General features: G+C 70.4%; 26 protein-coding genes and 1 pseudogene. 5 read left to right on the top strand and 22 right to left on the bottom strand.

Annotated features, from left to right (window positions below):
* Window positions 1–8: 8 nt before the first annotated feature.
* A complete protein-coding gene (locus tag EPD65_RS14105; protein ID WP_131585228.1) occupies window positions 9–1,217 on the top strand; it encodes a pyridoxal phosphate-dependent aminotransferase in 1,209 nt (402 codons plus the stop codon).
* A gap of 24 nt (window positions 1,218–1,241) precedes the next feature.
* Here EPD65_RS14105 and EPD65_RS14100 read toward each other — a convergent pair whose 3' ends face one another.
* The 10 genes from EPD65_RS14100 to EPD65_RS14055 all read right to left on the bottom strand — a co-directional run bounded on the left by EPD65_RS14100 (window position 1,242) and on the right by EPD65_RS14055 (window position 11,399).
* Window positions 1,242–2,336: a hypothetical protein gene (locus EPD65_RS14100; protein WP_131585227.1), complete on the bottom strand. Its 1,095-nt coding sequence runs from the start codon at window positions 2,334–2,336 to the stop codon at window positions 1,242–1,244.
* Between the two features lie 2 nt (window positions 2,337–2,338).
* Window positions 2,339–4,942: an ATP-dependent chaperone ClpB gene (clpB, locus tag EPD65_RS14095; RefSeq protein ID WP_131585225.1), complete on the bottom strand. Its 2,604-nt coding sequence runs from the start codon at window positions 4,940–4,942 to the stop codon at window positions 2,339–2,341.
* 203 nt (window positions 4,943–5,145) lie between these two features.
* On the bottom strand, window positions 5,146–6,042 hold the full coding sequence (locus tag EPD65_RS14090; protein ID WP_131585224.1) for an Abi-alpha family protein: 897 nt from the start codon (window positions 6,040–6,042) through the stop codon (window positions 5,146–5,148).
* A complete protein-coding gene (locus EPD65_RS14085; protein ID WP_243640606.1) occupies window positions 6,039–7,385 on the bottom strand; it encodes a DUF445 domain-containing protein in 1,347 nt (448 codons plus the stop codon). The genes EPD65_RS14090 and EPD65_RS14085 overlap by 4 nt, the downstream gene beginning before the upstream one ends.
* A gap of 147 nt (window positions 7,386–7,532) precedes the next feature.
* Window positions 7,533–8,234 carry a DUF6230 family protein gene (locus EPD65_RS14080; RefSeq protein WP_131585221.1) on the bottom strand — a complete coding sequence of 234 codons (702 nt, stop codon included), beginning with the start codon at window positions 8,232–8,234 and terminating at the stop codon, window positions 7,533–7,535.
* Entirely contained in the window at window positions 8,234–8,971 is a 738-nt protein-coding gene (locus tag EPD65_RS14075; protein WP_131585219.1) for a hypothetical protein, read from the bottom strand. Before EPD65_RS14075 ends, EPD65_RS14080 begins: the two co-directional genes overlap by 1 nt.
* Entirely contained in the window at window positions 8,968–9,408 is a 441-nt protein-coding gene (locus EPD65_RS14070) for a DUF6114 domain-containing protein (RefSeq protein WP_207891564.1), read from the bottom strand. Before EPD65_RS14070 ends, EPD65_RS14075 begins: the two co-directional genes overlap by 4 nt.
* Entirely contained in the window at window positions 9,405–10,169 is a 765-nt protein-coding gene (locus tag EPD65_RS14065; protein ID WP_131585218.1) for a DUF6230 family protein, read from the bottom strand. Before EPD65_RS14065 ends, EPD65_RS14070 begins: the two co-directional genes overlap by 4 nt.
* Window positions 10,166–10,630 (bottom strand): DUF6114 domain-containing protein, encoded by a 465-nt coding sequence (locus tag EPD65_RS14060; protein WP_131585216.1) that lies wholly within the window; start codon window positions 10,628–10,630, stop codon window positions 10,166–10,168. Before EPD65_RS14060 ends, EPD65_RS14065 begins: the two co-directional genes overlap by 4 nt.
* A 112-nt stretch (window positions 10,631–10,742) precedes the next feature.
* A complete protein-coding gene (locus EPD65_RS14055) occupies window positions 10,743–11,399 on the bottom strand; it encodes a DUF6230 family protein (RefSeq protein ID WP_131585214.1) in 657 nt (218 codons plus the stop codon).
* A gap of 258 nt (window positions 11,400–11,657) precedes the next feature.
* On the opposite strand from EPD65_RS14055, the gene lepB reads away from it, so the two are divergent.
* Together lepB and EPD65_RS14045 are read left to right on the top strand one after the other, a co-directional pair.
* On the top strand, window positions 11,658–12,284 hold the full coding sequence (gene lepB, locus EPD65_RS14050) for a signal peptidase I (RefSeq protein WP_131585212.1): 627 nt from the start codon (window positions 11,658–11,660) through the stop codon (window positions 12,282–12,284).
* 48 nt (window positions 12,285–12,332) lie between these two features.
* A complete protein-coding gene (locus EPD65_RS14045; protein WP_131585210.1) occupies window positions 12,333–12,995 on the top strand; it encodes a hypothetical protein in 663 nt (220 codons plus the stop codon).
* 6 nt (window positions 12,996–13,001) lie between these two features.
* Here EPD65_RS14045 and EPD65_RS14040 read toward each other — a convergent pair whose 3' ends face one another.
* From EPD65_RS14040 to EPD65_RS14020, 5 genes are all read right to left on the bottom strand, one after another.
* The gene (locus EPD65_RS14040; protein ID WP_131585208.1) at window positions 13,002–13,460 is read right to left on the bottom strand and encodes a heat shock protein transcriptional repressor HspR; all 459 of its coding nucleotides are present in this window, start codon (window positions 13,458–13,460) and stop codon (window positions 13,002–13,004) included.
* Window positions 13,460–14,617: a molecular chaperone DnaJ gene (gene dnaJ, locus EPD65_RS14035; protein WP_131585206.1), complete on the bottom strand. Its 1,158-nt coding sequence runs from the start codon at window positions 14,615–14,617 to the stop codon at window positions 13,460–13,462. The genes EPD65_RS14040 and dnaJ overlap by 1 nt, the downstream gene beginning before the upstream one ends.
* Before the next feature lie 48 nt (window positions 14,618–14,665).
* On the bottom strand, window positions 14,666–15,280 hold the full coding sequence (gene grpE, locus EPD65_RS14030; protein WP_243640605.1) for a nucleotide exchange factor GrpE: 615 nt from the start codon (window positions 15,278–15,280) through the stop codon (window positions 14,666–14,668).
* Entirely contained in the window at window positions 15,277–17,118 is a 1,842-nt protein-coding gene (gene dnaK, locus EPD65_RS14025) for a molecular chaperone DnaK (RefSeq protein WP_131585204.1), read from the bottom strand. The genes grpE and dnaK overlap by 4 nt, the downstream gene beginning before the upstream one ends.
* Window positions 17,119–17,364: 246 nt before the next feature.
* Entirely contained in the window at window positions 17,365–17,979 is a 615-nt protein-coding gene (locus EPD65_RS14020; RefSeq protein WP_131585202.1) for a hypothetical protein, read from the bottom strand.
* A 101-nt stretch (window positions 17,980–18,080) separates the two neighbouring features.
* Between EPD65_RS14020 and EPD65_RS14015 the strand changes: the two genes are divergently transcribed.
* Window positions 18,081–18,695 carry a hypothetical protein gene (locus EPD65_RS14015; protein ID WP_131585200.1) on the top strand — a complete coding sequence of 205 codons (615 nt, stop codon included), beginning with the start codon at window positions 18,081–18,083 and terminating at the stop codon, window positions 18,693–18,695.
* On the opposite strand, the gene EPD65_RS14010 is transcribed toward EPD65_RS14015, so the two are convergent.
* Complete coding sequence (locus EPD65_RS14010; RefSeq protein ID WP_165873017.1) at window positions 18,658–19,563, bottom strand: sucrase ferredoxin; 906 nt, start codon at window positions 19,561–19,563, stop codon at window positions 18,658–18,660. The genes EPD65_RS14015 and EPD65_RS14010 overlap by 38 nt on opposite strands.
* Window positions 19,564–19,608: 45 nt before the next feature.
* On the opposite strand from EPD65_RS14010, the gene EPD65_RS14005 reads away from it, so the two are divergent.
* Window positions 19,609–20,907, top strand: coding sequence for a hypothetical protein (locus EPD65_RS14005; protein WP_131585196.1), 1,299 nt, complete (start codon window positions 19,609–19,611; stop codon window positions 20,905–20,907).
* Between the two features lie 87 nt (window positions 20,908–20,994).
* Here EPD65_RS14005 and EPD65_RS14000 read toward each other — a convergent pair whose 3' ends face one another.
* The 6 genes and pseudogenes from EPD65_RS14000 to EPD65_RS16355 all read right to left on the bottom strand — a co-directional run.
* On the bottom strand, window positions 20,995–22,047 hold the full coding sequence (locus tag EPD65_RS14000; RefSeq protein ID WP_131585194.1) for an aspartate-semialdehyde dehydrogenase: 1,053 nt from the start codon (window positions 22,045–22,047) through the stop codon (window positions 20,995–20,997).
* Window positions 22,044–23,321 (bottom strand): aspartate kinase, encoded by a 1,278-nt coding sequence (locus EPD65_RS13995; RefSeq protein ID WP_131585192.1) that lies wholly within the window; start codon window positions 23,319–23,321, stop codon window positions 22,044–22,046. Before EPD65_RS13995 ends, EPD65_RS14000 begins: the two co-directional genes overlap by 4 nt.
* Window positions 23,322–23,538: 217 nt before the next feature.
* On the bottom strand, window positions 23,539–24,138 hold the full coding sequence (locus EPD65_RS13990; protein ID WP_131585190.1) for a DUF5063 domain-containing protein: 600 nt from the start codon (window positions 24,136–24,138) through the stop codon (window positions 23,539–23,541).
* Window positions 24,131–24,730, bottom strand: coding sequence for a recombination mediator RecR (gene recR / locus EPD65_RS13985; RefSeq protein WP_131585188.1), 600 nt, complete (start codon window positions 24,728–24,730; stop codon window positions 24,131–24,133). The genes EPD65_RS13990 and recR overlap by 8 nt, the downstream gene beginning before the upstream one ends.
* 1 nt (window position 24,731) lies before the next feature.
* Window positions 24,732–25,094 (bottom strand): YbaB/EbfC family nucleoid-associated protein, encoded by a 363-nt coding sequence (locus EPD65_RS13980; protein ID WP_165873016.1) that lies wholly within the window; start codon window positions 25,092–25,094, stop codon window positions 24,732–24,734.
* 13 nt (window positions 25,095–25,107) lie between these two features.
* Window positions 25,108–25,958 (bottom strand): annotated as a pseudogene (locus EPD65_RS16355) (DNA polymerase III subunit gamma/tau); the annotation flags it as partial.

Genomic DNA, 25,958 nt, shown 5'->3' with positions numbered 1-25,958 from the left:
TCGCAGGCATGGCTCTGCGCCGCCTCCCGGCCTTCCGTCCCCAGCCCCGCCGCGGGCGTACGTCGGCACGGGTCGCCGGCATCCCGCCGACGGTCTTCAGCCGGATGTCCGCGCTCGCCGCAAGCACCGGCGCGGTGAACCTCGGCCAGGGCTTCCCCGACACCGAGGGCCCGTCGACCATCGTCGAGCAGGCGGTCGAGGCGCTGCGGAGCGGCCACAACCAGTACGCCCCCGGCCTCGGCACGGCCGACCTCCGGCGTGCGATCGCCGACCACCAGTGGGCGCAGTACGGCATCACCGTCGATCCGGAGACGGAGGTCGTCGTCACCACCGGGGCGACCGAGGCGATCGCCGGCGCCCTGCTCGGACTCGTGGATCCCGGAGACGAGGTCATCGCCCTCGAGCCCTTCTACGACTCGTACGCCGCGATGACGGCGTTCGCGGGCGGTGTCCTGCGCGGCGTGACGCTGCGGGCGCCCGACTTCCGGCTCGACGCGGACGCCCTGCGCGCCGCGGTCACCAAGCGCACGAAGCTGCTGCTGATCAACACCCCGCACAACCCGACCGGCACGGTGCTCGATCGCGAGGAACTGGAGGCGATCGCTCGCGTCGCCGTCGACAACGACCTGATCGTCGTCACCGACGAGGTCTACGAGCACCTCGTCTACTCGGGCCACGAGCACGTCCCGCTGGCGACGCTGCCGGGGATGGCCGAGCGGACGCTGACCCTGTCGAGCGTCGGCAAGTCGTTCAGCCTGACCGGCTGGAAGGTGGGCTGGGCGACGGGCCCCGCCGAGCTGGTCGCTGCGGTGCTCGGTGCGAAGCAGTGGCTGAGCTTCACCTCCGGGTCTCCGCTGCAGCCTGCGGTGGCGTGGGCGCTTGCTCACGAGCAGGCCTGGCCGGCATCACTCGCCCGCGACCTCGAGGCCCGGCGCGACCTGCTCTGCGACGGTCTCGACGCCCTCGGGCTGCCCGCGCGGCGGCCGGAAGGCACCTACTTCGCGGTCACGGACATCTCTGCGCTGGGCTGGCGTGACGGTCTGGAGTTCTGCCTCGCGCTGCCCGAGCGGGCCGGCGTGGTCGCCATCCCGCTGCAGGGCTTCTACGCCGACGGCTCCCGCGACGGGGAGCAGCTGGTGCGGTGGGCGTTCTGCAAGGAGACCGCCGTGCTCGAGGAAGGCCTGCGGAGGCTCGGCGCGGCCGAGCTCACCCGCTGACCGACGCGCGCAGCGCAGCGGGCGTCAGCGCCGCGAGACCCAGCGCGCGACCTCGGGCCGCAGCAGCAGGTAGGCGCTGACCAGACCGGTGACGGCCGTGATCACCGGGAAGTACGCGGCGACGCCGAAGGACGAGAGCATCCCGCTGGCGATCGCGGAGACGACGAGCACGGCGCGGGCCCAGGCGACCCGACGCATGACGAGGACCGCGAGCACCGCCGCACCGATCGCCCACAGGGCGAACAGCAGGCAGCCGATGACCGCCGCGATCCGGACCTCGGCCACGGTGACGGTGGCGCTCGCGCCGCCCGGCTGCCACTCCTGCGCCTTGGCGATCGCCTCGCGGACCACGGTGTCGTCGGTCAGGAGCGAGTGGATGCCGAAGGCCAGGACGGCCAGCACGACCGATGTCCCGATCCAGGTGAGCACCGCGGCAGCAACCAGGGCGGGCGGTCGCACCTCGACCGGCGCGTACGCCGAGGCTGCCCGCGGCAGTCCGTAGCCGGCGTACGGCGGGGGCGCGTCGGAGGCGACGCCGGTCGGTGCGGCCGGCAGGTGCGGCGCATCGACCCGCGACGTCGGGACCGGCGGCGGAGGCGGCGACACCGGCTGCGACGGCATGCGTGGGGCGCCCGGCGTCGGCCGCTGCTGGAGGAGGTACGTCGGCTGGCGCACGGGGCGCCCGGCGAACCAGTCACGCGCCGGACCGGACCACAGCAGCATTGCCGACACCGCGACGAGCGAGGCCGCGATCGACCCGGAGAAGAAGCCCGACACGAAGAGCGGCACCGCCACCACGGAGAGCGCGAGGCGCGCCTGCTTGTGGCGCTGCAGCACGAACCAGCCGAGGATGCACGCGGCTGCACCCAGACCACCCGCGACGACGAAGACGGTGTGCAGCAGCTGCTGCACACCGTCGACGCCCATGTCGAGACCGTCGAACGGCGACTTCGACAGCGACTCCTTGATGCTCTCCTGGGTCTCGATCGACCGCAGGCGCGCCACGGCGTCGAACATGCCAGCTACCAGGAAGACCGAGCCGAGGATGGTCACCCATCCCGCCACGGTGACCTGGGGCGGCCGACCCGCGGTCGCTCCCCGGTCAGTGTTGTCGCTCATGCTCACATTGTGGCGGTGAGCGACAAGCCCGTCTCCTCGTCGCCCGCCGTGCGGTCCACCACGACCGTGCCACCGTCGCTCACCGCACCCGCGATCAGCATCCGGGCGAGCGGGTCACCGATCGCCGTCTGGACCAGGCGACGGAGCGGTCGGGCGCCGTAGGCCGGGTCGAACCCGGTCTCCGCCAGCCAGCGCTTCGCTGCCTCGGTGACGTCGAGGTGGATACGGCGTCCGCCGAGCCGCTGGGCGAGCATCTCGAGCTGCAGCTCGACGATGTGCGTGAGCTGGTCCATCGACAGCGCGTCGAACATGACAACCTCGTCGAGCCGGTTGAGGAACTCCGGCTTGAAGTGGCTGCGGACGACGCCCATGACCGACTCGCGCTTCACCTCGTCACTCAGGGTCGGGTCCACCAGGAACGGCGAGCCGAGGTTGGAGGTGAGGATCAGCAGCGTGTTGCGGAAGTCGACCGTGCGGCCCTGGCCGTCGGTCAGGCGACCGTCGTCGAGCACCTGCAGCAGGATGTCGAAGACCTCGGGGTGCGCCTTCTCCACCTCGTCGAGCAGCACGACGCTGTACGGACGCCGGCGCACCGCTTCGGTGAGCTGACCGCCCTCGTCGTACCCGACGTAACCCGGAGGGGCACCGACGAGACGCGCGACGCTGTGCTTCTCGGCGTACTCGCTCATGTCGATGCGGACGATCGCCCGCTCGTCGTCGAAGAGGAAGTCCGCCAGCGACTTGGCCAGCTCGGTCTTGCCCGTGCCGGTGGGGCCGAGGAAGAGGAACGACCCGGTCGGCCGGTCGGGGTCGGCGATGCCCGCGCGCGAACGCCGGACCGCGTCGCTGACCGCACGCACGGCCTGCTCCTGACCGATCAGGCGCTTGCCGATCTCGCCTTCCATCTCCAGCAGTCGGGCGGTCTCACCTTGCAGCATCCGACCGGTCGGGATGCCGGTCCACGCCTCGACGACGTCGGCGATCTGCTCGGCGCCGACCTCCTCGCCCACGAGGCGCTCGACGACGGCCGACTCCACGGCGGCAGCCGCCTCGATCTGCTTCTCGAGGGCGGGGATGCGCCCGTACAGGATCTCGCTGGCCTTCTCGAACTCGCCGTCGCGCTGCAGCTTCTCGGCCTCCATCCGGAGCTGGTCAAGCTGGCGACGCAGCTCACCCTCACCCTCGAGCGAGGCCTTCTCCGCCTCCCAGCGGGCCTCGAGCGCGCGCAGCTCCTCCTCCTGGTCTGCGAGGTCTCGACGCAGGTTGGCGAGGCGCTCGACGGAGGCGGCGTCCGACTCCTTGGCGAGTGCGAACTCCTCCATCTTCAGCCGGTCGACGGCACGACGGAGCTGGTCGATCTCCTCCGGGGAGGACTCGATCTCCATGCGCAGCCGGGACGCGGCCTCGTCGATCAGGTCGATCGCCTTGTCGGGCAGCTGCCGTCCGGTGATGTAGCGGTCGGACAGCGTCGCGGCAGCGACCAGCGCGGCGTCGGTGATGCGTACGCCGTGGTGCGCCTCGTACTTCTCCTGGATGCCACGCAGGATCTGGATGGTGTCCTCGACGCTCGGCTCGCCCACGAAGACCTGCTGGAAGCGGCGCTCCAGCGCCGGGTCCTTCTCGATCGACTCGCGATACTCGTCGAGCGTGGTCGCGCCGATCATGTGCAGCTCGCCGCGGGCCAGCATCGGCTTGAGCATGTTGCCCGCGTCCATCTGGCTGTCGCCGCCGGCGCCTGCGCCGACGACGGTGTGCAGCTCGTCGATGAAGGTGACGACCTGTCCCCCGGCGTCCTTGATCTCCTCGAGGACGGCCTTGAGGCGCTCCTCGAACTCGCCGCGGTACTTCGCCCCGGCGACCATCGCCGCGAGGTCGAGCGACAGCACCCGCCGGCCCTTGAGGCTGTCAGGGACGTCGCCCGCAACGACCCGCTGGGCGAGGCCCTCGACGACGGCGGTCTTGCCGACGCCGGGCTCACCGATCAGCACGGGGTTGTTCTTCGTACGCCGCGACAGCACCTGGATGACGCGCCGGATCTCGGCGTCGCGGCCGATGACCGGGTCGAGCTTGCCCTCGGCCGCGGCCTTGGTCAGGTCGATGGAGTACTTCTCCAGCGACTCGTACGTCGACTCCGCGTCCTGGCTGGTGACGCGCCGGTTGCCGCGGACCGCGGTCAACCCGTCGCGGAGTCCGGCGGCCGTCAGGCCGGCATCGGTCAGGACCTTCTTCGCCGGGCTCTCCACCGTCGCGAGCGCGATGAGGAGGTGCTCCGTGGCGACGTAGTCGTCCTTCATGCTGCTGGCGAGGTCGATGGCGCTGCCGAGGACGCGGGTCAGCGACGCCGACGCGGTCGGCTGCTGGACGGTCGAACCCGTGGCGCGCGGCAGCTCCGCCACGAGGCGCTCGGCCTGGGCGGACAGCGCGGCGCCGTCGACGCCGGCCTTGGTGACCAGCGTGCGCGCGGTGCCCTCGGGGTCGCGCAGCAGGGCGGCGAGAAGGTGTGCGGGCTCGAAGGTCGAGTTGCCCGCCGTCGTCGCGGCGAGCTGGGCAGACTCGATCGCCTCCCGGCTACGGGTGGTGAAGGTGTCGGCTCCAAACGTGCTCATGGGTGCTCCTTGGGGTCGTGACTACCGATCATGTCCGGTTACGCGCACAAGGCGACAGGGCCGGACGTCATCATTCCCAACAGAGCAAGAGTTGAGTGCATTCCACTCAACTTTGAGAATTTCCCGAGAGTCCCGAGAACACCGAGAGGGCAGGTACGTCGACGTACCAGCCCTCTCGGCGTGACGGTGATGCCCTGCGGGCGTCAGTCGAGGTCTTGCGGCGCCTGGTGCTCGGGGAGCTTCGAGAGGTCCTCGTTGGGCTCGAGCAGGCAGGTGCGGCAGAAGTCCTCACCGAACGGCGTCAGGTGGATCGAACGACGGACCACCTTGTGCGAGCGCACCGAGTGCATCGCAGCCAGGACGTCGGGCTGCGCCTCGACGACCTGGTACTCGAGCGGGTCGCGGAGCTGCTCGCGGGAGAACCAGATCAGGCCGAGGCGGAACAGGTTGTTGAGGTACGACGGCACCTGGTCGAGGTAGCGCGTGCCGGCGCGCGGACCGATCATGTTGAGGCCCGGCGCGACCAGCTGTGAGCTCACCATGCCGATGGCGCCGCCCGTGCGGACGTCGACCGCCGGCTGCGGGCCACCCCGCAGCAGGAGCAGGAGGATGCGGCCCTCGTCGGGCGCCATCTCCGACAGGATCCGGGCGTACGCCGGGTGGCCCTGCTCGTTGTTCCACACGTCGCGCGAGCGGGCCAGGAGCGCCTGCCCCTGCTCACGCAGGGAGGCCTGCATCTCGAGCTCGCGGCGAGCCGACGCAGCGGCCGGGGCGAGCGCGGGCGCGGAGCCGTTGGAGGAGCCGAGGGACGCGCTGACCTGGATCACGGCCTGCGGCAGCGAGACGCCGCTGCCGACGGCCTTGGCCACGTCGCCGAAGATCGAGCCGGCCTGGGCAACACCGGCGACGAGGTCGAGGGCGCTGGCGGGATTCGTCGCGACGGAGAGCACCTTGCGCGTGGTGCGCACACCCGCGACGACGCTCCACTCCGCGGTGCGGAGCCAGGACGTGGCGGCGAGGCGGACCAGACCCGGAAGGGCGTCGATCTTCGGGCTGACCAGCTCGCTGGACGGCGCCCGCTCAGGAAGGTTGTTGCTCACGAGGCACCCAATCCGACGAAGATCCCGTAGTGGATCAGGCCGCCCGCGGCGCCCATGATCGCGCCATGAGCGTAGAGCATCCACTCGTCTTCCTTGATGGCCGAGCGCATCATCTCGACGAAGTCCCGCGGGGGGAGCTCCTTGGTGCGGGCGGCGATCAGCGTGCGGATCTTGCCCGACTGCTGACGGGAGAACTCGGGGTCCTTGAACGGCGTGATCGTGCGGCCGACGGCCTCGGCGGCGAAGCCCGCCTTGATCGAGTCGTAGGCCCGCCCGCCGATCGCGATGCGCGCAGCACCGCGGACCGGGCCGGCAGCGCGGTCGATGGCCGGCATCATCGCGGTGGCGAGCATCTGACGGGTGCGGTCGCCGCGGGGGCCGTCCATGAGGAAGTCGCCGATGCGCTCGAGGGTGATGACGTCGTCCGCGATGATCGTCGCGTAGACCTCGGCGGCCTGGTCCTGACGGCGCAGGAAGAGGCCGTGGAACTTGATGCCGAAGTAGCGCTTCGGCTCCGTCGGCTCGAAGATCAGCCACATGCCGAGGGCGTTGGTGATCCATCCGACGCCGACGCCGAGGACCGGCAGCATCCACCACGTGTGGAACCAGTGGTCGATGAAGGCGACCGGGACGCCGAGCGCGAAGCCGAAGATGAAGCCGAACGCGACCATCAGGTTCAGCTCGCGCTGACCGATGTCCTTGAAGACCTTGATGACCAGGCCGGGGTTCTTCCGGAAGTGGTCGATGACCATGATCTTCGGGTCGAGCAGCTGGTCGATGTGGATGCCGATCTCGTCCGTGATCGAGGCCACGACGGTCGGCAGCTGCGACTGCACGCGGGCGATGATCGCGCGCTTGCCGGCCGCCGGCAGGTCGCGCCAGAACGCCGGGTTGTTCTCCCGCATGACGTTGTCGACGATCGTCGGGATGTCCTGCTCGAACATCGTGACGATGTGCTCGGCGATCTTCTCCGGCTCGAGCTGCTGGTAGAACTCCGCGGGCGTGCCGAGCTTGGCGATCGCCTTGTCGACGGCGATCGAGCCCATCTTCGCGGCACGCGCGGGGACGATGCCCTGCCAGCCGAGTCCGCCCTGCAGGATGCCGGGGACTTCCTGCAGCTTGTGCGGGAGCAGGCGCGCGATCTCCTGCATGCCCGGGATCTTGAACCCGTGGAAGTTGACCGGGTAGAAGAGCATGATCAGGCCGGTCCAGTTGATCAGCCAGCCGATCACCGCCGTGAACAACGGGATGGACGCGAAGGCGAACCACTCCATCGGAGTGTTGAGATGGCTCAGCAGCCAGTCACGCTGGGACAGCCAGTCCCAGAAGCCTTCGAGCGACACAATTACCACCTAGCCCCTGACGTCCAGGGCTGTCGACTGCCCTGTGGTTTCCGTCACTGGGCTGAGGGTAGCGGCTGACACCCGCCCACCGATACGCATCCGGATATCGGGCGGAAAGAGACACTCCCCGACGGTGACCTGCCGTTATCAGTGCGGAAGGGGCGTCGCGTCGCCCGGCGTGCTCCAGCACTCGGTGCCGCCGGCAGACTTCGGGGTGACGCTGATCCGGAGCCCGGGCAGGGTCATCGGTCCACCGATCTCGGCGTCGTACAGATAGCCCTTGGCACTGAAGATGTCGCCGGCCGTCGCGTCGATCCCCCACCAGCCCGTCCCCGTCGGGGCAGAGAGCGGGTTGTCGACGCCGGCCAGGGTGGTGATGTCCTGGCTGGCCATGCCGATCTGCACCCGGCCGTCGAGGTTGATGCCGGTGCCCGAGCCACGCAGCTGGGTGATGTCGAGCTGCACGTTGGTCGCCTCGATCTCGCGCGTCGAGCTGTTGCCGTCACCCGACGTCAGCTTGATCACGACGTCACCGATGACGGGGAGCGTCTGCACCTGGGACACGCACAGCCCGTCCAGGGTTCCGGTCGCGAAGCCCGCCGCGAGCACCGTCTTCGTCCCGGCACCGGCCACGTTGACCTGGGCCATGCCGAAGCCGACGTCCTGGCCGGTCACCCGCCCGCTGCTGAACTTCGCGGTGCTCCCCTGGTAGGTCACCACGGCCGCCAGGACGTTCTGCCGCAGGAGCGTCAGGGCTGCCGCCATCATCAGGAACGCCAGCAGCAGCAGCGGCGCGGTCTGCCGCCACCTCGTCCCGTACGCCGCCGCATCGGCCGCCCGCGCCCGCATCACGACACCGTCAGCAGGGTGTTGGGGAGGTTGACCGAGTAGGCACCGCTGATCTCGCCGTTCGCGCCGGACGAGGTGGTGACGGCGTACCGGATCTTGAGGTTCATCCCGCAGCCGCCTGCGCTCACATCGATGAAGAGGTCGGCGAGGGTCCACAACCCGTTGTCCGGACGGACGTTGTCGTTGCAGCTGAAGGTGAGGAAGCTCAGGTTGATCGTGCTGTCGGCCGTCACCCAGAGGTCGGTGTAGATCGTCTGACCGCTCGCGTTGCCCAGCTTCGCAGCAGAGTCCGGCGCGAGGGTGGTCGTGTAGCCCGCGCCGCCCGTCGTCGACAGCGTTGCGGAGCTGCTGACCTGGAACTGCTGGAAGGTGAGCCGGTAGAGACCCGACTCGGTCGAGCCGTCGGCGTACTTGAGGGTCTGGCCGCTGGTCTTGCTGACCGCGGTGATCTGCCACTTGGTCTGGTAGCACGGCTGGAGGAAGAGCGTGCCGCAGCCGAGGCTCGAGGTCTGGGTCCGCGGGATGTTCATGACCGTGGTGACCTTCGACAGGCACGGGTGCAGCGTCACGCCGCCCTTGGTGGTCAGCGTCGCCCGGTTGGCGTCGCCCGCGCCGCACGCCTGCGCCGCGTGCGCGGCCTCGCGGGGCGAGTCCGGCCAGAGCCCGAGGGTCACGACGACAGCCAGCACCGCGAGGAAGACCCACGCACGCTGCCACCGTCGCGTCGTACCGGTCACGCCTCCGGTCCGGCAGCGCCGCGTCGCGCTCCCCGACGACGGGGACGCAGCTCGCCCCAGCCGAAGATCATCGAGCCGCCGATGATGCCGAGGATCGAGCCGACGAGGAAGCCGCCGAAGTTCGAGCCGACGAACGCCGCCATCGCCGCGAGCACGCCCAGGAAGCCGACGAGGCGCGCGTAGAGCGGGGAGGCCCAGGCCACGATCGCGAAGAGCACCATCGCGCCGCCGAGGATGTAGCCGGCGCTGCGGTTGAAGCCACCGGTCAGCGCCATGCCGAGCGAGTAGCTGTTGAGCTTCATGACGACGAGGCCGCCGATGGCGAGCCAGAGCCCACCCCAGAAGGGACGCGTCCGCCGGTAGGCGCGGAACCAGCGGACCGCCTCCGTGCCCGGGATCCGACGATTGGGGCCGAGCTGGTCAGTCGACGCGATCATGATCCGCAGTCCGCCTTCGTCTTGGCGCCCGGGAGGACCCGGATCTTCAGGTTGGGCAGGTTGATCTGGCCCTGCAGGTCGATGCCGTAGGAGTCGGCGTCGAGGTTGGAGACGTTGAGGGTCTGGGCCTGCAGGCCGAAGGCACCGGGCGTGCCGGAGAAGGGCACGGTGTCCATCATCAGAGTGTCCGCGGACTGCCCGAGCGTGAGCTTGGCGATCTGGTCGCCGGTGCCCGAGAGGTTGTCCGAGGAGAGATAGAGCTGCTGGGCGTTGATCGCCTGGCCGGCCGGGTTGGTGAGCGTGCCGTCGACGGGCTCACCAGCCGTCACCAGCAGCGAGACGTCGCCGAGCACGGGCAGGTTCTGCTTCGCGATCGCGCACAGGCCGTTGAGGGTGGCGGTCTTGAAACCGAGCTGCGCCACGGCCTTGTCGGTCGCGCCATAGAGGTCCTGGACGTTGATGTAGCCGGCGGCGTTCAGGCCGGAGACCTTGTCCGTGTAGACCTTGTACGCCGTGTTGGCGGTCGTGAAGTTCACCGCGAGCACGTCCTGGCTCACCGCCACGAACATGCCGGCCAGGCCGGCGAACGCCGTCAGGGCGAGCGCCGCCGACTGCTTGCGCGTGCCGCGGCGCGGGCCTTCCTCGGCGCGCACGAGCATCGCGTCGGAGGTGTCGCGAAGACCCCGCAGCCGGGCGGCCGCAGCCTCGCGCCGCCGGCGTACGGCGTCAGCGAGGCGCATCCGGATGGTCTTGCGCTTCATGCCGCGACCGGGTCCTTCGCCGACTTGGCCTGCTTGCGGTCGAGGCGGCGCTGGCCCTTCTCCTCGATCTTCGCCAGCTGGGTCTCGGAGTACGGCGTCCAGGCGAAGATCATGCCGCTGCCGGCGATGCCGAGCACCATGCCGATCAGCCAGCCGCCGAGGTTGGCAAGCGGCAGCGACGCGATCGAGAACGCCATCGCCATCAGCGCCGGGAAGTGCCGCTGCGTGGGTGCGAAGAACGCCACCAGGGCGGCCGCGAGCATGCCGCCACCGAGGATGTAGATCTGGGCACCGCCCGTGCCGAGGTAGGCGAGGAACTGGAACGTGCTGTCCACCACGGGCCGGAGCACGAAGTAGGCGCCCGCAGCGAGGATCAGGCTGCCCGCCGTGGGGCGGGTCTTCAGGTAGCGGTACGTCGCGTGCCGGAGCGCCGCGATCCGCGAGGGTCGGGTCTGGTTCATGGTGTCCCCTCCCAAGGACGTGTCCCCCTCCCGGGGACGGATGGCGACCACGCCGGCGCCGGGGCGCAAGGGGGCTTGACGGAACCCCGACGCCGACGCGGTCAGATCCGGATCAGCAGGTTGCCGTACCGGTGGTCGGCGTGAGCGTGACGCCGCTCAGGCCGATGGACGCCAGGTTGACCTGGAAGACGTCCGCGTCGACGTTGTTCAGCGCGACGTTGCTGGTGTCGCCCGCGGCACCGCCGGCCGACTGGCCGGACTCGATGCCGAAGCCGCCCAGGTTCGCACCGTTGGTGACGGTCGACTGGTGGTTCAGCTCCTGCTGCGCGACACCGACGCTGACGTTCTTCAGCGTGGCGTCGGTGGTGACACCCTGCGCGTTGAGGTCGACGGAGTCGCCCAGCGCGACCGAACCCGGAAGCTGGATCTTCAGCCCGATGTTCGGAATGATCGGCAGGCCCGTCGGCTGGTTCGCCGCGAGACACACCTGGTTGACCGTGCCGTCGGTCAGCGTGACGAACGCGGACTGCTTGTCAGCAGCCGTGCTGTCCGACTGCGACGCCGCGGCCTGGGCCGCACGGAGCGAGAGCTCCACGCCGGAACCACTGCCGGAGGCGGCGGTCACCTTGAACGGGTTCGTCGAGCTCAGCGACGCGGAGACCGCGCCCTGGAGCATGGCGACACCCAGGCCGACCGACACCACGGTGGCAGGCACCGTGACAGCAGCGAAGCGGCCGAGCCGCACGCGACCCATACCCTTTTCCTTCATGTTTCCCTCCCAGGAACATGCCCGCCCACGCGCTCGCGCAGGCAGGTGACAGCAGCCGCACACGCGGTCGCGATTTCCTCCCGAGCCGTTGGTGTCGACCGGGCTCCCTACCCGGCCGGATCCGCTCATTCGTCTCTCCCCAGACGAACCGGACCTCGGCTGCTCTGGGTAACGTACGACACAGTTCGCGCACCGTCCAAGTGACCTGCGTCGCACGGAAACCCCTACTTTCGTCTTGCTCGAGGAGCCGACATCCCCATGAAGCGCCCTCTTCGCGACGAGCGCGGCTCGGCCACCCACGTCGTCGGCTGGGCCGCCCTGGTCTCGTTTCTCCTTGCCCTGCTGGGGATCGTGGCCGCCCTCGCCTTCTCGGTGCACGTGAAGGGCCACTCGATGGAGCCGACGGTCCACCAGGGCGACCGGCTGCTGGTCCAGTTCTGGAAGCGCGGCGACCTGAAGCGGTTCGATCTCGTCGAGGCGCGTGCCGGGGTCGCGAAGACGCCGGTCGTGAAGCGCGTGATCGGCCTGCCGGGCGACACCGTCGCGATCCGGTTCAAGGACGGCAAGCCCGTCGTCACGGTCATGCCGGCCGGCTCCTCGACGGCGTACGTCGTGGTGAACCCGCGCTGGAGCGAGCAGGTCGGCGACCGGATCGCCCCGTGCTGCAACGCCGACGGCACGGCAGGCACCGCGGCGACCGAGGTCGTCGTACCGGCTGATTCGTACTGGCTGCTCGGCGACAACTGGGGCGGCTCCGACGACAGCCGGACCTACGGATTCGTGAAGAAGGCCGACGTCGGCGGGGTCCTCAACTTCCGGCTGCAGCCCCTCGGAGCCTTCGGGTCCGTGCCGAACCCGGCGCGGCTCGTTGCTGCCAAGAACTGACCGATCGGACGACACGGTGACCAGCACGGATCCGTCAGGATGGCCGACGTGTCTGCCCGCGTGAAGGTCCTGCTCGCCGTCATCGGCCTCGTCGCCGTTGCGGTGGCCGCCCCGTTCGCCTACGGCTGGGTGACCCAGCACCTCAAGGTCGGCCTCGACGCCGGCGACGACCCGTACGCCGGGGTGACGATCGTGCACCGCCAGCTGCCGCCGAGCACCGTCCCCGACGAGTGGGCGCGACGGCTCGAACAGCAGGCCGGCGAGGACCTCGGGCTCACCGTGCGCCAGGACTGGCGGCCCGGCCGGGGCGACGGCTCGTGGCTGCGCGGCGTCGCCTTCCAGCGCCAGCTCGCGAAGGCCGTCACGATTCCGGATCCGCGCGACTACCGCGTGATGGGCGTGCTCACGAACGCCGACGACCCGGCCGCCGTCGCCGCGCACGGGGCGATCTACCTGGTCTGGTTCCAGACGCCGGTCGACTCCGACCACTGGATCCGCTCGCACCCGAAGGTCTTCACGGACGCCCGTCAGGAGAAGCACCACACGACGTGGTGGGCCGGCTTCGACGTCGTCTCCTACGCCCCGCCGGCCAGCGGGAAGGACCTGACCGACGTGGTCGACCACTGGGTGCGCAGCGTCACCGCCTGCCCCGACACGGCCGAGGGTTGCGTCATTCCGCAGCACATCGCGACCGCGGGCGCGAAGCCGTAGGACTCCTCAGCCGCGGTCGCGGCGCCACACGACGACGGACGCCGAGGTGTCGGGCCGCAACACCGGCAGCCGACCTGGCGTCGGCGGTGCGGGAGCCGCCGGCGTGGCTGCGGCACGGTTGAGCACCTGCCGCAGCGCCTCGCGGGTCTGCTCCAGCTCGGCCTGGAGCTCGGCGTTGCGCTGCACGAGCGCAGCGGCACGATGCTCGAGGTCAAGGATTCGACGCACGCCCTCCAGACCGATGCCGGAGGCGGTGAGGTCGGAGATCTGGCGCAGCAGGTCGATGTCGTGGCCCGAGTAACGACGCCCACCACCGCCCGTGCGACCCGGAGTGATCAGGCCGAGGCGCTCCCAGGTGCGGAGCGTCTGCGGATGCAGCCCGGTCAGCTCGGCCGCGACGCTGATGACGTAGACGGCCGCGTCCGGGGCCGGACCCTGGGGACCTCGCCCGTGCGCGGCCGCCATCACGCGTCCTCGAAGAGCTTGGTGCGCAACGGCTTGTCGCTCGTCGCCGAGCGATAGGCCTCGATCGCCTCACGCGCCGCGGCGTCGAGCACTGCCGGCACGTGGACCTCGACCGTGACCAGCAGGTCGCCCTGCGTGCCGTCGGCCTTCTTCACACCCTTGCCCCGGACACGGAAGGTGCGTCCATTGGGCGTGCCCGCGGGCAGCCGCAGCGTGACCGGAGCGCCCCCGAGCGTCGGGACCTTGATCTCGGCACCCAAGGCGGCCTCGTCGAAGCCCACCGGGACCTCGAGCGTCAGGTTGTCGTCCTTGCGGCCGAACACCGCGTGCGGACGGACCTTGACGGTGACGAAGAGGTCACCCGCAGGTCCGCCGTTGTCGCCCGGAGAGCCCTTGCCGCGCAGCTTGATCCGCTGCCCGTCCTTGACCCCTGCCGGGATGCGGGCCTGGATGGTCCGCGCGGAGGTGCCTCGTCCGGTGCCGTGGCAGACGGGGCAGGCCTCGTCGTACGCCATGCGGCTGCCGTGGCAGGTCGGGCAGGTCTCGTTCATGGAGAAACCGCCGCCCGCGCTGACCGCGACATAGCCCGTGCCCTCACAGGTCGGGCAGACGTGGGGCCGGGTGCCGGGCTTGCCGCCGGTGCCGTGGCACGTGGTGCACGCACCGTCGCTCGCCAGGCGCAGCGAGATCGTCACGCCCTCGATCGCGTCGGTGAACGAGATCGTCGCCGTGGTCTCGGCGTCGGCGCCCTTGCGCGGCCGTGGCTGCTGACGGGACCGCCCGCCACCACCGAAGAGGTCGCCGAACATGTCGCCGAAGCCACCGCCCCCGCCGCCCGCGGCGCGATCGCGCAGCAGGTCGTTCAGGTCGAAGCCGCCCGAGCTGAAGCCGCCCGGGTAACCGCCGCCGGAGAAGCCCGCCGGCATGGAGCGGAACTCGTCGTACTCCTTGCGCTTCTCGGCGTCGCCGACGACGTCGTAGGCCTCTGCCACGGCCTTGAACTTCTCGTGCTTGGCCGTGTCGCCCGGGTTGGAGTCGGGGTGGTTGGCGCGCGCCAGCTTGCGGTAGGCCTTCTTGATCTCGTCCTGCGTGGCGTCCTTCTTCACGCCCAGCTGGGCGTAGAAGTCCTTGGACGCCCAATCTGCCTTTGCGCTCATGCGCGCACCTCCCTTCCCTTGCGGTTCATCGAGCGTGTCGAGATGTTCTTACTCCACCGGGTCGACCACGAGGACCTGTGCCGCGCGAACGACGCGGTCACCGATCTTGTAGCCGGTCTTGGCAACGTGCTGGCACGTCGTCACCGACACCGCCGCATCCGTGCCGAGGTGCGTGAGCGCCTCGTGGAACTGCGGGTCGAACGCGTCGCCCGGCTCGCCGAAGCGGGTCAGGCCGAGGTTCGTCACGACCCGGTCGAGCTGGTCGGCGACGGCCTTGAAGCCACCCTCGAGCTCACCGTGCTCGCGCGCCCGGTCAATCGTGTCGAGCACGTCGATGATCGGGCTGAGCACCTTGAACCGGGCGTTCTCGGCCACTACCTCACGGTCACGGTCGACGCGCTTCTTGTAGTTGACGTACTCCGCCTGGAGGCGCTGCAGGTCGAGCGTCCGCTCCTCCAGCGCCATCTTCGCGACGACGAGCTCGTCAGCGGCGGCCCGCTCGACCGGGGTCTCGACCTCGGTCTCGTTGGCCATCTCCGCCGCCTCGTCGCCGAAGCTGTGCGGCGCAGCCGCACCTGCGTCGGCCGCGACCGCATCACCCCCCGGGGAGGGAGCCGCCGTCTCCTGCGGCTCCCCCTCGGGGTTGATCGGCTGATCGGTCACTTGGACTCGTCCTCGTCGACGATCTCGGCCTCGACGACGTCGTCGTCGGCGTCGCCGGTCGCCTCGCTGGCACCACCGGCAGCGGCCTGGTCGGCCTCCGCGGCGGCGTACATCGCGGCGCCCATCTTCTGCGAGGACTCACCGAGCTTGGTCACGCCGGCGGTGAGCTCCTCCGACGTGGCGGCCTCGTTGGCGAGGATCGCCTTGAGGGCGTCGACGTCGGCCTGGACCTCGGTCTTGACCTCGTCCGGGACCTTCTCGCCGTTCTCGGAGAGGAACTTCTCCGTGGAGTAGACGAGGGTGTCGGCCTGGTTGCGGACCTCGACGGCCTCGCGACGCTTGGCGTCCTCCTCGGCGAACTGCTCCGCCTCCTTGACCATGCGGTCGATCTCGTCCTTGCTGAGCGCCGAGCCACCGGAGATCGTCATCGACTGCTCGCGGCCGGACGCGTGGTCCTTGGCGGAGACGTGGACGATGCCGTTGGCGTCGATGTCGAAGGTGACCTCGATCTTCGGCACGCCGCGCGGAGCCGGCGGGAGGCCGGTCAGCTCGAAGTTGCCGAGCTGCTGGTTCTGCGACCACATCTGGCGCTCGCCCTGGGCGACCTTGATCTCGACCGACGGCTGGTTGTCGTCAGCGGTCGTGAAGATCTCGGAGCGCTTGGTCGGGATCGTGGTGTTGCGCTCGATGAGGGTGGTCATGACGCCGCCCTTGGTCTCGATGCCGAGCGACAGCGGGGTGACGTCGAGGAGCAGGACGTCCTTGACCTCGCCCTTGAGGACACCGGCCTGGAGCGCGGCGCCGACAGCGACGACCTCGTCCGGGTTGACGCCCTTGTTGGGCTCCTTGCCACCGAGCAGGTCGCGGACGACGTCGCTGACGGCGGGCATGCGGGTCGAGCCGCCGACGAGGACGACGTGGTCGATCTCGGCGACCGGAACGCCAGCGTCCTTGAGGACGTTCTGGAACGGCACCTTGGTGCGCTCGAGCAGGTCGGCGGTGATCTTCTGGAACTCGGCGCGGGTGAGCTTCTCCTCGAAGTGGAGCGGGCCCTCGGCACCGACCGTGATGTACGGCAGGTGGATCTGCGACTCGGACGAGGAGGAGAGCTCGATCTTCGCCTTCTCCGCGGCCTCCTGCAGGCGCTGCTTGGCCATCTTGTCGGCGCCGAGGTCGACACCGTGGGCGGCCTTGAACTTGTCGACCATCCACTCGACGACGCGGTTGTCCCAGTCGTCGCCACCGAGGTGGTTGTCACCCGAGGTCGCCTTGACCTCGACGACGCCCTCACCGATCTCGAGCAGGGACACGTCGAACGTGCCGCCACCGAGGTCGAAGACGAGGATGGTCTGGTCGTCGCCCTTGTCCAGGCCGTACGCCAGCGCAGCGGCGGTCGGCTCGTTGACGATGCGCGCGACGTTGAGGCCCGCGATCTCGCCGGCCTCCTTGGTCGCCTGGCGCTGCGCGTCGGAGAAGTACGCCGGGACGGTGATGACCGCGTCGGTCACCGGCTCGCCCAGGTACGCCTCGGCGTCGCGCTTCAGCTTCTGCAGGATGAAGGCGCTGATCTGCTGCGGGTTGAAGGTCTTGTCGTCGATCTCGACGGACCAGCTCTCGCCCATGTGGCGCTTCACCGAGCGGATCGTGCGGTCGACGTTGGTGACCGCCTGACGCTTGGCGACCTCGCCGACGAGGACCTCGCCGGACTTGGCGAACGCCACGATGGACGGGGTGGTGCGAGCGCCCTCGGCGTTCGCGATGACGGTGGGCTCGCCACCCTCGAGGACGGCGACGACGGAGTTCGTCGTGCCGAGGTCAATGCCGACTGCGCGGGCCATGTTGGATCCCTCCGTGGTTGCGGACCCGGAGCCGTGTGGTCCGGGAAAGTTGTGGGTTGCGGCCATCCTGCCGCCGTAGCGCCAGTCTGGCAAACAAGTTGAGTGTTTGCAACTCAACTTTGCTTGTGTGGCTCAACGCAAGGTCGATCGGGGTGATTCCCGGTCGCCTCGACTTTTTTCGGTCATGCGCAGAGCGCCCCGCCGGACCTGGTCCGGCGGGGCGCTCGCGTCGCGATGGGGCGTCGGTCAGTCCTCGTAGTGGACGGTGACGACGTTGGACTTCTTGTCCGTCTCCGGGTCGCGGACCTGCCACTCGACGGTGCCGGTCTTGTACGTCGACACGAACGCCTGGAAGACGCCGCCGTAGACGTTGGCGTTCAGGTTGAACGCCTGCCAGCCCTGGCCGAAGTCGTACCAGATGCCGAGGACGGCGCCCTCGCCTCCCTTGTACGTGCCGCTGAGCATCAGGTCGTCACCGGTCTTGACCGTGTTGTCGCTGGCCTGCAGCAGGATCGCGGGGTCGGAGTCGGGCGTCTCGCTCGGGCTCTCGCTCGCGCCGCCGGACGGCGTGGCGGACTCACCGATGCCCAGTGGGGCGCTCGACGACGCGGATGCCGTGGGGGTCTGCGTCGGCGCCAGAGTGATGAGCAGGCCGGAGTCGAGCTCGGTGGGCTCGAGGGGCGGGAGGGCGAGCGAGTCACCGACGGCCACGCCGTCGGTCGAAGCTCCGCTGCCTCCGGTCAGCCCCACCAGACGGGTGCCGAGCATCGCGATGATCGCGGCGAGCAGTCCGATGACGAGGGCGACCGCGATCAGCGCCACCAGGCCGTTGACGACCGGGCTGTCGTTCTCTTCATCCACGCTGCTGCTCCAGATCTCGGGTCAGATGCCGGGCCATCGTCGCACAGCACCCCCGGCCGCCACGGATCGGACGTACAGTGTCAGCAGGGAGGGGAGGCCCGATGGACAACCAGGTGAACCATGCCCGGGCAGGGATGGACGTGCTCGCGGCACTGCACGGAGGACCGGCCGTCGCGCCGGAAGCAACGCCGAGCACGGCGCTGCCGAGCGCCGCGACGACGCATAGCCCTGTCGTGACGTCCCGCGCGGCAGCGGCCGACGCCGCTACCGGGACCGGCACTGCGCCGCTCGAGCGGATCGAGACCCGTCCGCGCCGCACGGCCAAGCGCCTCGCCGGCGCGGCGCTGCTGGTGTCCCTGCCGGCTGCTGCCCTCACCGGATGGGCCGCCTGGACGACGCGCGACGCGACCCTCGGAGGCATCGCCCTGATCCTCGGCGCACTCAGCGCGGGGCTCTGGTTCCTGCGGGTCGTGACCGTCCCGACGTACGTCTCGCTGCTGGGGCCGCACCTCGAGGTCCGGCAGGGCAGCCGCCGCTACGTCTGGGACCTGGCGAGTGTCTACTCCCCCGTCGACCACGTGCGCGGCAAGCCGGGGCGGGGCACGTGGCGCGTGATCCTGCGCAACCCGGACGGCACGACGTTCGCCCTCGACGGGACGATGGTGCCGGCGAAGAAGTTCACCGAGATCCTGAGTCGCTACCGGCCCGAGCTCTGACCGACTCGACGCGCCAGGTCGTCGAGGGCTTCTCGGCAAGATCCGCGCAGCTCTGGCGCGCCGGAGCCTGCTCGTACGCCGTCACGGCGACCTCGTGCTCGACCTCGCCGAGCCGGAACGTCACGACACCGGCGCCGTCCGCGGTGGTGTCGTCGACCAGCGTGAAGGCGTCGACCGCCGTCACGCCCAGCGCGGCGTAGAGCGCGATCTCGGCCGCCTGCACCTGCGGCGGATACGACGACCGCCCGCGGAGGTACGCCGGGACGACGGCACCGGCACCGGCCGCCTCGCCGATCACGCGCGCAGCGTCGGCATCGACACGTCCGTAGGACATGCCGTCGGGCAGGGTCAGCGCAGCAACGGCGAAGCGGTGCCCGCCGAGGTGGGTGGTCTCCCACGTCTCCTCGGGCAGCGCCGCCGCTGCCGCCTGCGCCACCGGACGGCCGAACTCCGCACAGCAGATGTCGCGACGGCCGTTGGTGCAGATCAGCAGCAGCGACCCGGCGTACGGCTGCCAGCCGGGTCCTCGGGTGGCCAGGTCGAGGTCCAGGTCCGCGAGAGCCGCACGGTCGTTGAGGTCCTGGACATCGAGGCGACCGGCTGCCGGATGGGCCAGGAAGACCCGGAACGTCGTGCCCGCCGGAGCCCGCTCGCCGGGGCGACGGATGAGCTGCACCCTGATCCCCCGTGCGGCTGCTGCTAGGGCCAGCGCGTCACGCGCCGCCTCGGGGACCAGCCGGCTCTCGGCAAGCGCCTTGTTGCCCCACGGGCCCGGGTGCTCGATGAGCAGGAAGCCGGTGTCGGTGGCTGCCGTGCCCGCCATCGGCAGGTCGAGCGCCGCAACGGAGCAGCGGAACGGCGTTGTCATGCGGAACATCCTGCCGGAATGGTGTGATCTGGCAGACTCGCGGCCATGGGAGAGAAGCCTGACATGGGAGATGACGGGGGCAAGCCGCTCGAGGTGAACCTCGAGCTCCCCTCGTTCGGACTGCGCCGCAAGCGCAAGGACCGCGATGCGGCTCCGGCTGAAAACGTGACGGAGGCGGCTGAGCCGACCGCGCCGACCGCCGCCGTGCCTGATCCTGCTCCGGCGGCCCCTGCGGCCGTCGTACCGCCGGTCGTGGCGCCTGCTGCTCCGCCAGTCGCGCCGCCTGCGGCCGAGACCCCGGTAGCGCCGCCCGCGCCTGTTGCCCCCGCTCCTGCGGCGGCGGAGACCGGTTCGCGCTTCGCACCGCCGCCCGCCGCGCCGGTTGCGCCGGCGGCCCCCGTTGCGCCGCCCGCACCGGCGCCGGAAGCCAGCGTTCCCGCGGCGCCCGCTCCCGCCGATGTCCCCGAGGCCCCGGTCGCGCCGGCACCCGCACCCGCGGCACCGTTCACCTTCGGCCAGCGATCCGCCGCGCCTGCAGAGGCCGCGCCCGTCGCCCCGATCGCGGTCGCCCCGGCCGAGGCAGCCCCGATCGAGGCAGCCCCGATCGCGCCCGCCCCGACGCCGGTCGCTCCGCCGGCTCCCCAGCCGGACGTGGAGGCCACGACGGTGCTGCCCGCGGCCACCGATCCCGCACCCGCGGCTCCCGCGGCCCCCGCCGTGCCCGTTGCACCCGCGGCGCCTGTTGCCCCGGCCGCACCCGTGGCACCGCCGGCACCGGCGTACGTCGCCCCGACGGCCGCAACGCCGGAGCCGCAGGCCGAGGAGCGCCCGATGTACGTCGAGGAGCGCGTCGGCGGGCGACCGCCGAAGGAGCCGAAGGCACCCCGGGAGAAGGCGCCCAAGCCACCCGCGGTGCCGAAGCCCCCGAAGGACCGCGCGCCGCGCATCCCGATCCCCCAGCTCGACCCGGTCAAGGCGTCGGCACTCAGCGGGGCGCTCGTCGGCCTGCTCGCCTGCGTCGGCACCTGGCTGAGTCTCCAGGGCTGCAAGTCGATCCGCGGCACCAGCTCCTGCGGCGGCCCCGGCTTCCTCGTGCTCGTGGCGATCCTGGTCGCACTGGTCTTCGCGGGCATCGGCCTGCTGCGCCTGCTGCAGGTGCCGCAGCCGCCGAGCACCAGCCTTCTCGCGGTCGGCCTGCTCTCCATGCTGACGCTGCTCGTGCTCACGCCGTGGATCTTCAACTGGTGGATGGTGCTGGTCATCCCGCCGCTCGCCGCGGGCTGCTACGTCCTCTCCCAGTGGGTGACGCGTCAGTCCTCCGACGAGTGGGGCCGCATCCCGTAAACCGCTCGATACGCCGAGACGGGCCTTGTGCCGTGGGTGTCCACGGCACAAGGCCCGTCTCGTTGCGGCACGAGGCCCGTCTCGGCGTCAGATCTGCGCGGCGATGATCTCCGCGAGCTGCACCGTGTTGAGCGCGGCGCCCTTGCGCAGGTTGTCGTTGGAGATGAACAGCGCGAGACCACGGTCGCCGTCGACGCCCGGGTCCTGGCGCAGGCGACCGACGTACGACGGGTCCTTGCCGGCCGCCTCGAGCGGGTTCGGGATGTCGACGAGCGCGACGCCCGGGGCGTCGGCCAGCAGCTCGGCCGCGCGGGCCGGGGTCATGGCGTTCGCGAACTCGGCGTTGACCGCGAGCGAGTGACCCGTGAAGACCGGGACGCGGACGCAGAGACCCGAGACGCGGAGCTCCGGGATGCCCAGGATCTTGCGCGACTCGTTGCGGAGCTTCTGCTCCTCGTCGGTCTCGTTGAGGCCGTCCTCGACGAGGCCACCCGCGAACGGGATGACGTTGAAGGCGATGTTCTTCTTGTAGACGCCGGGCTCGCCGAAGTCGACGGCCGAGCCGTCGTACGCCAGCTCGGTGGCCTTGTCGCCAGCAGCAGCCACAGCGTTGGCGAGCTCGGAAACGCCGGCGACGCCGGAGCCCGAGACAGCCTGGTACGACGACACGATGAGGCGCTCGAGACCGGCCTCGTCGTGGAGCGGCTTGAGGATCGGCATCGCGGCCATCGTGGTGCAGTTGGGGTTGGCGATGATGCCGCGGCGGGCCTCGATCACCGACGCCATGGCGTCGGGGTTGACCTCGGCGACGACCAGCGGGATCTCGTCGATCTTGCGGAACGCCGAGGAGTTGTCAACGACGATCACGCCGGCGTCGACGAAGCGCTGGGCGTGCGCCTTGGACGTCGCGCCACCGGCCGAGAAGAGCGCGATGTCGAGACCGGTCGGGTCGGCGGTCTCGAGGTCCTCGACGACGACCTCGCGGTCACCGAACGGGATCACCTTGCCGGCCGAGCGGGCCGAGGCGAAGAAGCGCACGTTGTCGACCGGGAAGTTCCGCTCGAGCAGGATCTGGCGCATCGCGACGCCGACCTGGCCGGTCGCGCCGACGACACCGATGTTGACGGGACGGGGGCTCATCGGCCGGTACCTCCGTAGACGACGGCCTCGATCTCGTCCGAGCCGAGGTTATACGCCGCGTGGGCGGCGTTGACGGCCGCCTCGACCTGGGACTCGGCGACGACGACCGAGACGCGGATCTCCGAGGTGGAGATCATCTCGATGTTGACGCCCGCGTCCGCGAGGGCGGCGAAGAACGTGGCGGTGATGCCAGGCGCCGTACTCATGCCGGCGCCGACGACGGAGACCTTGCCGACCGAGTCGTCGTACTGCAGGCGCTCGTAGCCGACCTCGCCCTGGAGCTTCGACAGCGCGGCCATGGCGGCCTGGCCCTCGGCACGCGGAAGCGTGAAGGAGATGTCGGTGCGGCCGGTGGCGGCAGCGGAGACGTTCTGGACGATCATGTCGATGTTCGTCTGCGCCTCGGCAACGGCGCGGAAGATCGCGGCGGCCTCGCCGACCTTGTCGGGCACACCGACGACCGTGATCTTGGCCTGGCTGCGGTCGTGCGCAACGCCGGTGATGATGGCGGCTTCCATGGTCTCTCCCTCGGTGACGTCTTCAGCCTTCACGACCCAGGTGCCTTCCTTGTCCGAGAAGGACGAGCGCACGTGGATCGGCATGTCATAGCGGCGCGCGTACTCGACGCAGCGCAGGTGCAGGATCTTGGCGCCCTGCGCGGCCATCTCGAGCGTCTCCTCGTAGGAGATCCGCGGGACCTTGCGGGCCCGGGGCTCGATGCGCGGGTCGGCGGTGAAGATGCCGTCGACGTCGGAGTAGATCTCGCAGACGTCGGCCTTCAGCGCGACCGCGAGCGCGACAGCGGTCGTGTCGGAGCCGCCGCGGCCCAGCGTGGTGATGTCCTTGGTGGTCTGCGAGACGCCCTGGAAGCCAGCGACGATCGCGATCGCGCCCTCGCTGAGTGCCGCCTGGATCCGGCCCGGGGTGACGTCGATGATCTTCGCCCGGCCGTGCTCGGCGTCGGTGATGACGCCGGCCTGCGAGCCGGTGAACGAACGCGCGTCGAAGCCGATGCTCTGGATCGCCATCGCCAGGACGGCCATCGAGATCCGCTCGCCGGCGGTGAGCAGCATGTCGAGCTCCCGGGCGGGCGGGAGCGGCGTGACCTCGTTGGCGAGGTCGATCAGCTCGTCGGTCGTGTCACCCATCGCGGAGACGACCACGACGACGTCATGACCGGCCTTCTTGGTCGCGATGATGCGCTGCGCGACGCGCTTGACGCCGGCCGCATCGGCCACGGAGGAGCCGCCGTACTTCTGCACGACAATGCCCACGGTTGTTCCCTCACTCCACTGCTGGACGAATCCCGGGCGCGCGACGGCGCGGCCCACGGGCCGTGAGTCTACCGGCGGCACACCGCAGCCCCGCCTGATATCTCAGTCACGTACGGCGGGGCCCGGCGCCAAACTGTCAGCCTGACACTTTGGCACCGACTGACAGTTCGGAACTGTCACGCAGCGCGAAACTGTCAGCCTGACAGTTTGGCCGGGCTCAGTCGGCGAGCAGCTGCTCGGCCGCCGCGATCTCCTCGTCCTCACCCGTGAACTCCGCGTCGAGACGGTCGTGCGTGACCACGGCGAGCAGCGCGTTGAGCGCAGCACCGGCGAGGTTGCCCCAGTTGGAGACGTAGGAGAACTGCCACCACCACAGCGCCTCCGCGACGTTGCCGCTGCGGTAGTGCCGCAGGCCGTTGTCGAGGTCGGCCGCGATGCTCACCATGTCATCGGAGAGCTGGCTCTCCACGACGTCCGGGAGGTACGGGTCGAAGACGAAGCTGTAGGTGTCGAGGTTGTCGAGCAGCTTGGCCAGCGAGATGCGCAGGTCGTCGATGCCCTCGGGCTCGGGACCGACGTCGGGCTGGAACTCCTGCACCGGGGCGAAGTCCTGCTGAACGCCGAGGCGGGCTCCGGCGAGCAGGATCTGCGAGACCTCCAGGAGGAGCAGCGGCACCGCCACACCGGCCGACTCCTCGCGGGCGATCGCGTTGACCGCGATCAGGAAGCTCTCGACCTGGTCGGCGATCTGCGCGGCGAACTCGCCGTGCTCACCCTCCAGCGGCGCGAGGTGCTGTGCGTCGTTCGAATCAGCCATCTGCGGACCTCCGTCCAGCGAATGCACGTCCCAGGGTCACTTCGTCGGCGTACTCGAGGTCGCCTCCCACCGGTAGTCCACTGGCAAGTCGGGTCACGCGCAACCCCAGCGGCTTCAAGTTGCGGGTGAGGAACGTCGCGGTGGCCTCGCCCTCGAGGTTGGGATCGGTCGCCAGGATGACCTCCTGGACCGTGCCGTCGGCCAGCCGCATGATCAGCTCGCGGATCCGGAGCTGGTCCGGCCCGATGCCGTCGATCGGGCTGATCGCGCCGCCGAGCACGTGATAGCGACCCTTGAACTCACGTGTCCGCTCGATGGCGGCGACGTCCTTGTACTCCTCGACGACGCAGATGACGCTCGGGTCGCGCCGCGGGTCGCGGCAGATCCGGCACTGCTCCTCTTCGGAGACGTTGAAGCAGACGGTGCAGAACTTCACGCGCTGCTTGACCTGGATCAGGACCTCGGCCAGCCGGCGTACGTCCTCGGGCTCGGCCTGCAGGAGGTGGAACGCGATGCGTTGCGCGCTCTTGGGACCCACGCCGGGCAGGCGCCCGAGCTCGTCGATCAGGTCCTGGACGATGCCTTCGTACAACTCAGAAGCCCATGCCGCGTGAGAGTCCGCCGGTGATCATGCCGATGGACTCCTCGGAGGTGGCGTCGGCCTTCGCCTTCGCATCGCGGTACGCCGCGACGATCATGTCGCCGAGATCGGCCAGCTCGTCGGGGTTGGAGCCGTCGACCTCGCCGGCCTTGATCTGGACGCCGAGCAGGTCACCGTGGCCGTTGACGGTCGCGGTGACCGCTCCGCCCGCGACCGTGCCCTCGAACTGCGCGTTGGCCAGTGCCTCCTGCGCGATCGCGAGGTCGTCCTTCATCTGCTGCGCCTGCTGGAGCAGCGCTGCCATGTCGAAGCCGCCCTCGGCCCCGAACGGGTTCCCCTGAATCTCGTCAGCCATGTGTCCTCTGCTCCTACCCGTCGTGGCGGATCTCGTCGATGATGGTGGCGCCCAGCTCGCGCTGGAGCAGCTCGGCGCCGCTGAGCCCGACGGACTCGACGTCCGGATCGTCGGGGTGCGCCTCGGCATCGGCCGCGAACGGATCGGGGCGGTCCACCGGGGCGCCCGGGTCGGACGACGCCTGACGCAGCGCCTCGCGGGCGACGTGGGCGGTCGGACGCTCGCCGGCGGCAACGGACCCCGCGGCCTGCTCCGCACCGAGCGCACGGCGGTCCTCGCCGTCCTCGTCGTCGGGCTCGTCGCTGGGCGGCTCGGGGACGCTCTGCACCGGTGCCGCGCTCGCCGGGGCGGTCGGGCCGCCCTGCGACACGATCGCCTCGACGCGCCAGGCGTGGCCCACGACCTTGACGCCGGCCTTGCTGACCAGGTCCGCGTGGTCACCGCGCGTGAAGCTGTCGCGCGCGCCCGCGCTGTCGAACCCGAGGGTCAGGGTGGTGTCGTCGACGCCGACCACCTGCGCGTTGTTGGTGAGCAGCATCCAGGTCAGGCGGCGCATGCCCTTGATCTCGTTGATCATCGTCGGCCACAGGCCGCGCACGTCGGGCAGACCGAAGCGGGAGCCGGACGGCGCAGGCGCGGCAGCAGGTGCGGCAGAAGCCGGGGCTGCGGGCGCGGCCGGCGCGGGCGGCGCTGGCTGCGCGGGGGCAGGCGGCGCGGACGCTGCGACGGGCTCTGCCTGCGCCTGGGGCGCAGGCTCAGGGGCAGGCGCGGCCGCGGCACCGGACGGCGAACCGCCCGAACCGGGACGCACGGCATCCCAGCCGTGGGTGGCCGGGTCAGCAGTCGGCGCAGGAGCGGCGGCCT

The organism is Nocardioides jejuensis (assembly GCF_004337475.1).
Lineage (GTDB): Bacteria > Actinomycetota > Actinomycetes > Propionibacteriales > Nocardioidaceae > Nocardioides > Nocardioides jejuensis.
This window is presented reverse-complemented; position numbering and strand designations above follow the sequence as displayed.

Bases quoted from the DNA above. Each gene is read 5' to 3' on its own strand.
- EPD65_RS14105 (WP_131585228.1), top strand. From the start codon at position 9: ATGGCTCTGCGCCGCCTCCCGGCCTTCCGTCCCCAGCCCCGCCGCGGG.
- EPD65_RS14100 (WP_131585227.1), bottom strand. From the start codon at position 2,336: ATGAGCGACAACACTGACCGGGGAGCGACCGCGGGTCGGCCGCCCCAG.
- clpB (WP_131585225.1), bottom strand. From the start codon at position 4,942: ATGAGCACGTTTGGAGCCGACACCTTCACCACCCGTAGCCGGGAGGCG.
- EPD65_RS14080 (WP_131585221.1), bottom strand. From the start codon at position 8,234: ATGCGGGCGCGGGCGGCCGATGCGGCGGCGTACGGGACGAGGTGGCGG.
- EPD65_RS14070 (WP_207891564.1), bottom strand. From the start codon at position 9,408: ATGATCGCGTCGACTGACCAGCTCGGCCCCAATCGTCGGATCCCGGGC.
- EPD65_RS14065 (WP_131585218.1), bottom strand. From the start codon at position 10,169: ATGAAGCGCAAGACCATCCGGATGCGCCTCGCTGACGCCGTACGCCGG.
- EPD65_RS14060 (WP_131585216.1), bottom strand. From the start codon at position 10,630: ATGAACCAGACCCGACCCTCGCGGATCGCGGCGCTCCGGCACGCGACG.
- EPD65_RS14055 (WP_131585214.1), bottom strand. From the start codon at position 11,399: ATGAAGGAAAAGGGTATGGGTCGCGTGCGGCTCGGCCGCTTCGCTGCT.
- lepB (WP_131585212.1), top strand. From the start codon at position 11,658: ATGAAGCGCCCTCTTCGCGACGAGCGCGGCTCGGCCACCCACGTCGTC.
- EPD65_RS14040 (WP_131585208.1), bottom strand. From the start codon at position 13,460: ATGGCGGCCGCGCACGGGCGAGGTCCCCAGGGTCCGGCCCCGGACGCG.
- dnaJ (WP_131585206.1), bottom strand. From the start codon at position 14,617: ATGAGCGCAAAGGCAGATTGGGCGTCCAAGGACTTCTACGCCCAGCTG.
- dnaK (WP_131585204.1), bottom strand. From the start codon at position 17,118: ATGGCCCGCGCAGTCGGCATTGACCTCGGCACGACGAACTCCGTCGTC.
- EPD65_RS14015 (WP_131585200.1), top strand. From the start codon at position 18,081: ATGGACAACCAGGTGAACCATGCCCGGGCAGGGATGGACGTGCTCGCG.
- EPD65_RS14010 (WP_165873017.1), bottom strand. From the start codon at position 19,563: ATGACAACGCCGTTCCGCTGCTCCGTTGCGGCGCTCGACCTGCCGATG.
- EPD65_RS14005 (WP_131585196.1), top strand. From the start codon at position 19,609: ATGGGAGAGAAGCCTGACATGGGAGATGACGGGGGCAAGCCGCTCGAG.
- EPD65_RS14000 (WP_131585194.1), bottom strand. From the start codon at position 22,047: ATGAGCCCCCGTCCCGTCAACATCGGTGTCGTCGGCGCGACCGGCCAG.
- EPD65_RS13990 (WP_131585190.1), bottom strand. From the start codon at position 24,138: ATGGCTGATTCGAACGACGCACAGCACCTCGCGCCGCTGGAGGGTGAG.
- EPD65_RS13980 (WP_165873016.1), bottom strand. From the start codon at position 25,094: ATGGCTGACGAGATTCAGGGGAACCCGTTCGGGGCCGAGGGCGGCTTC.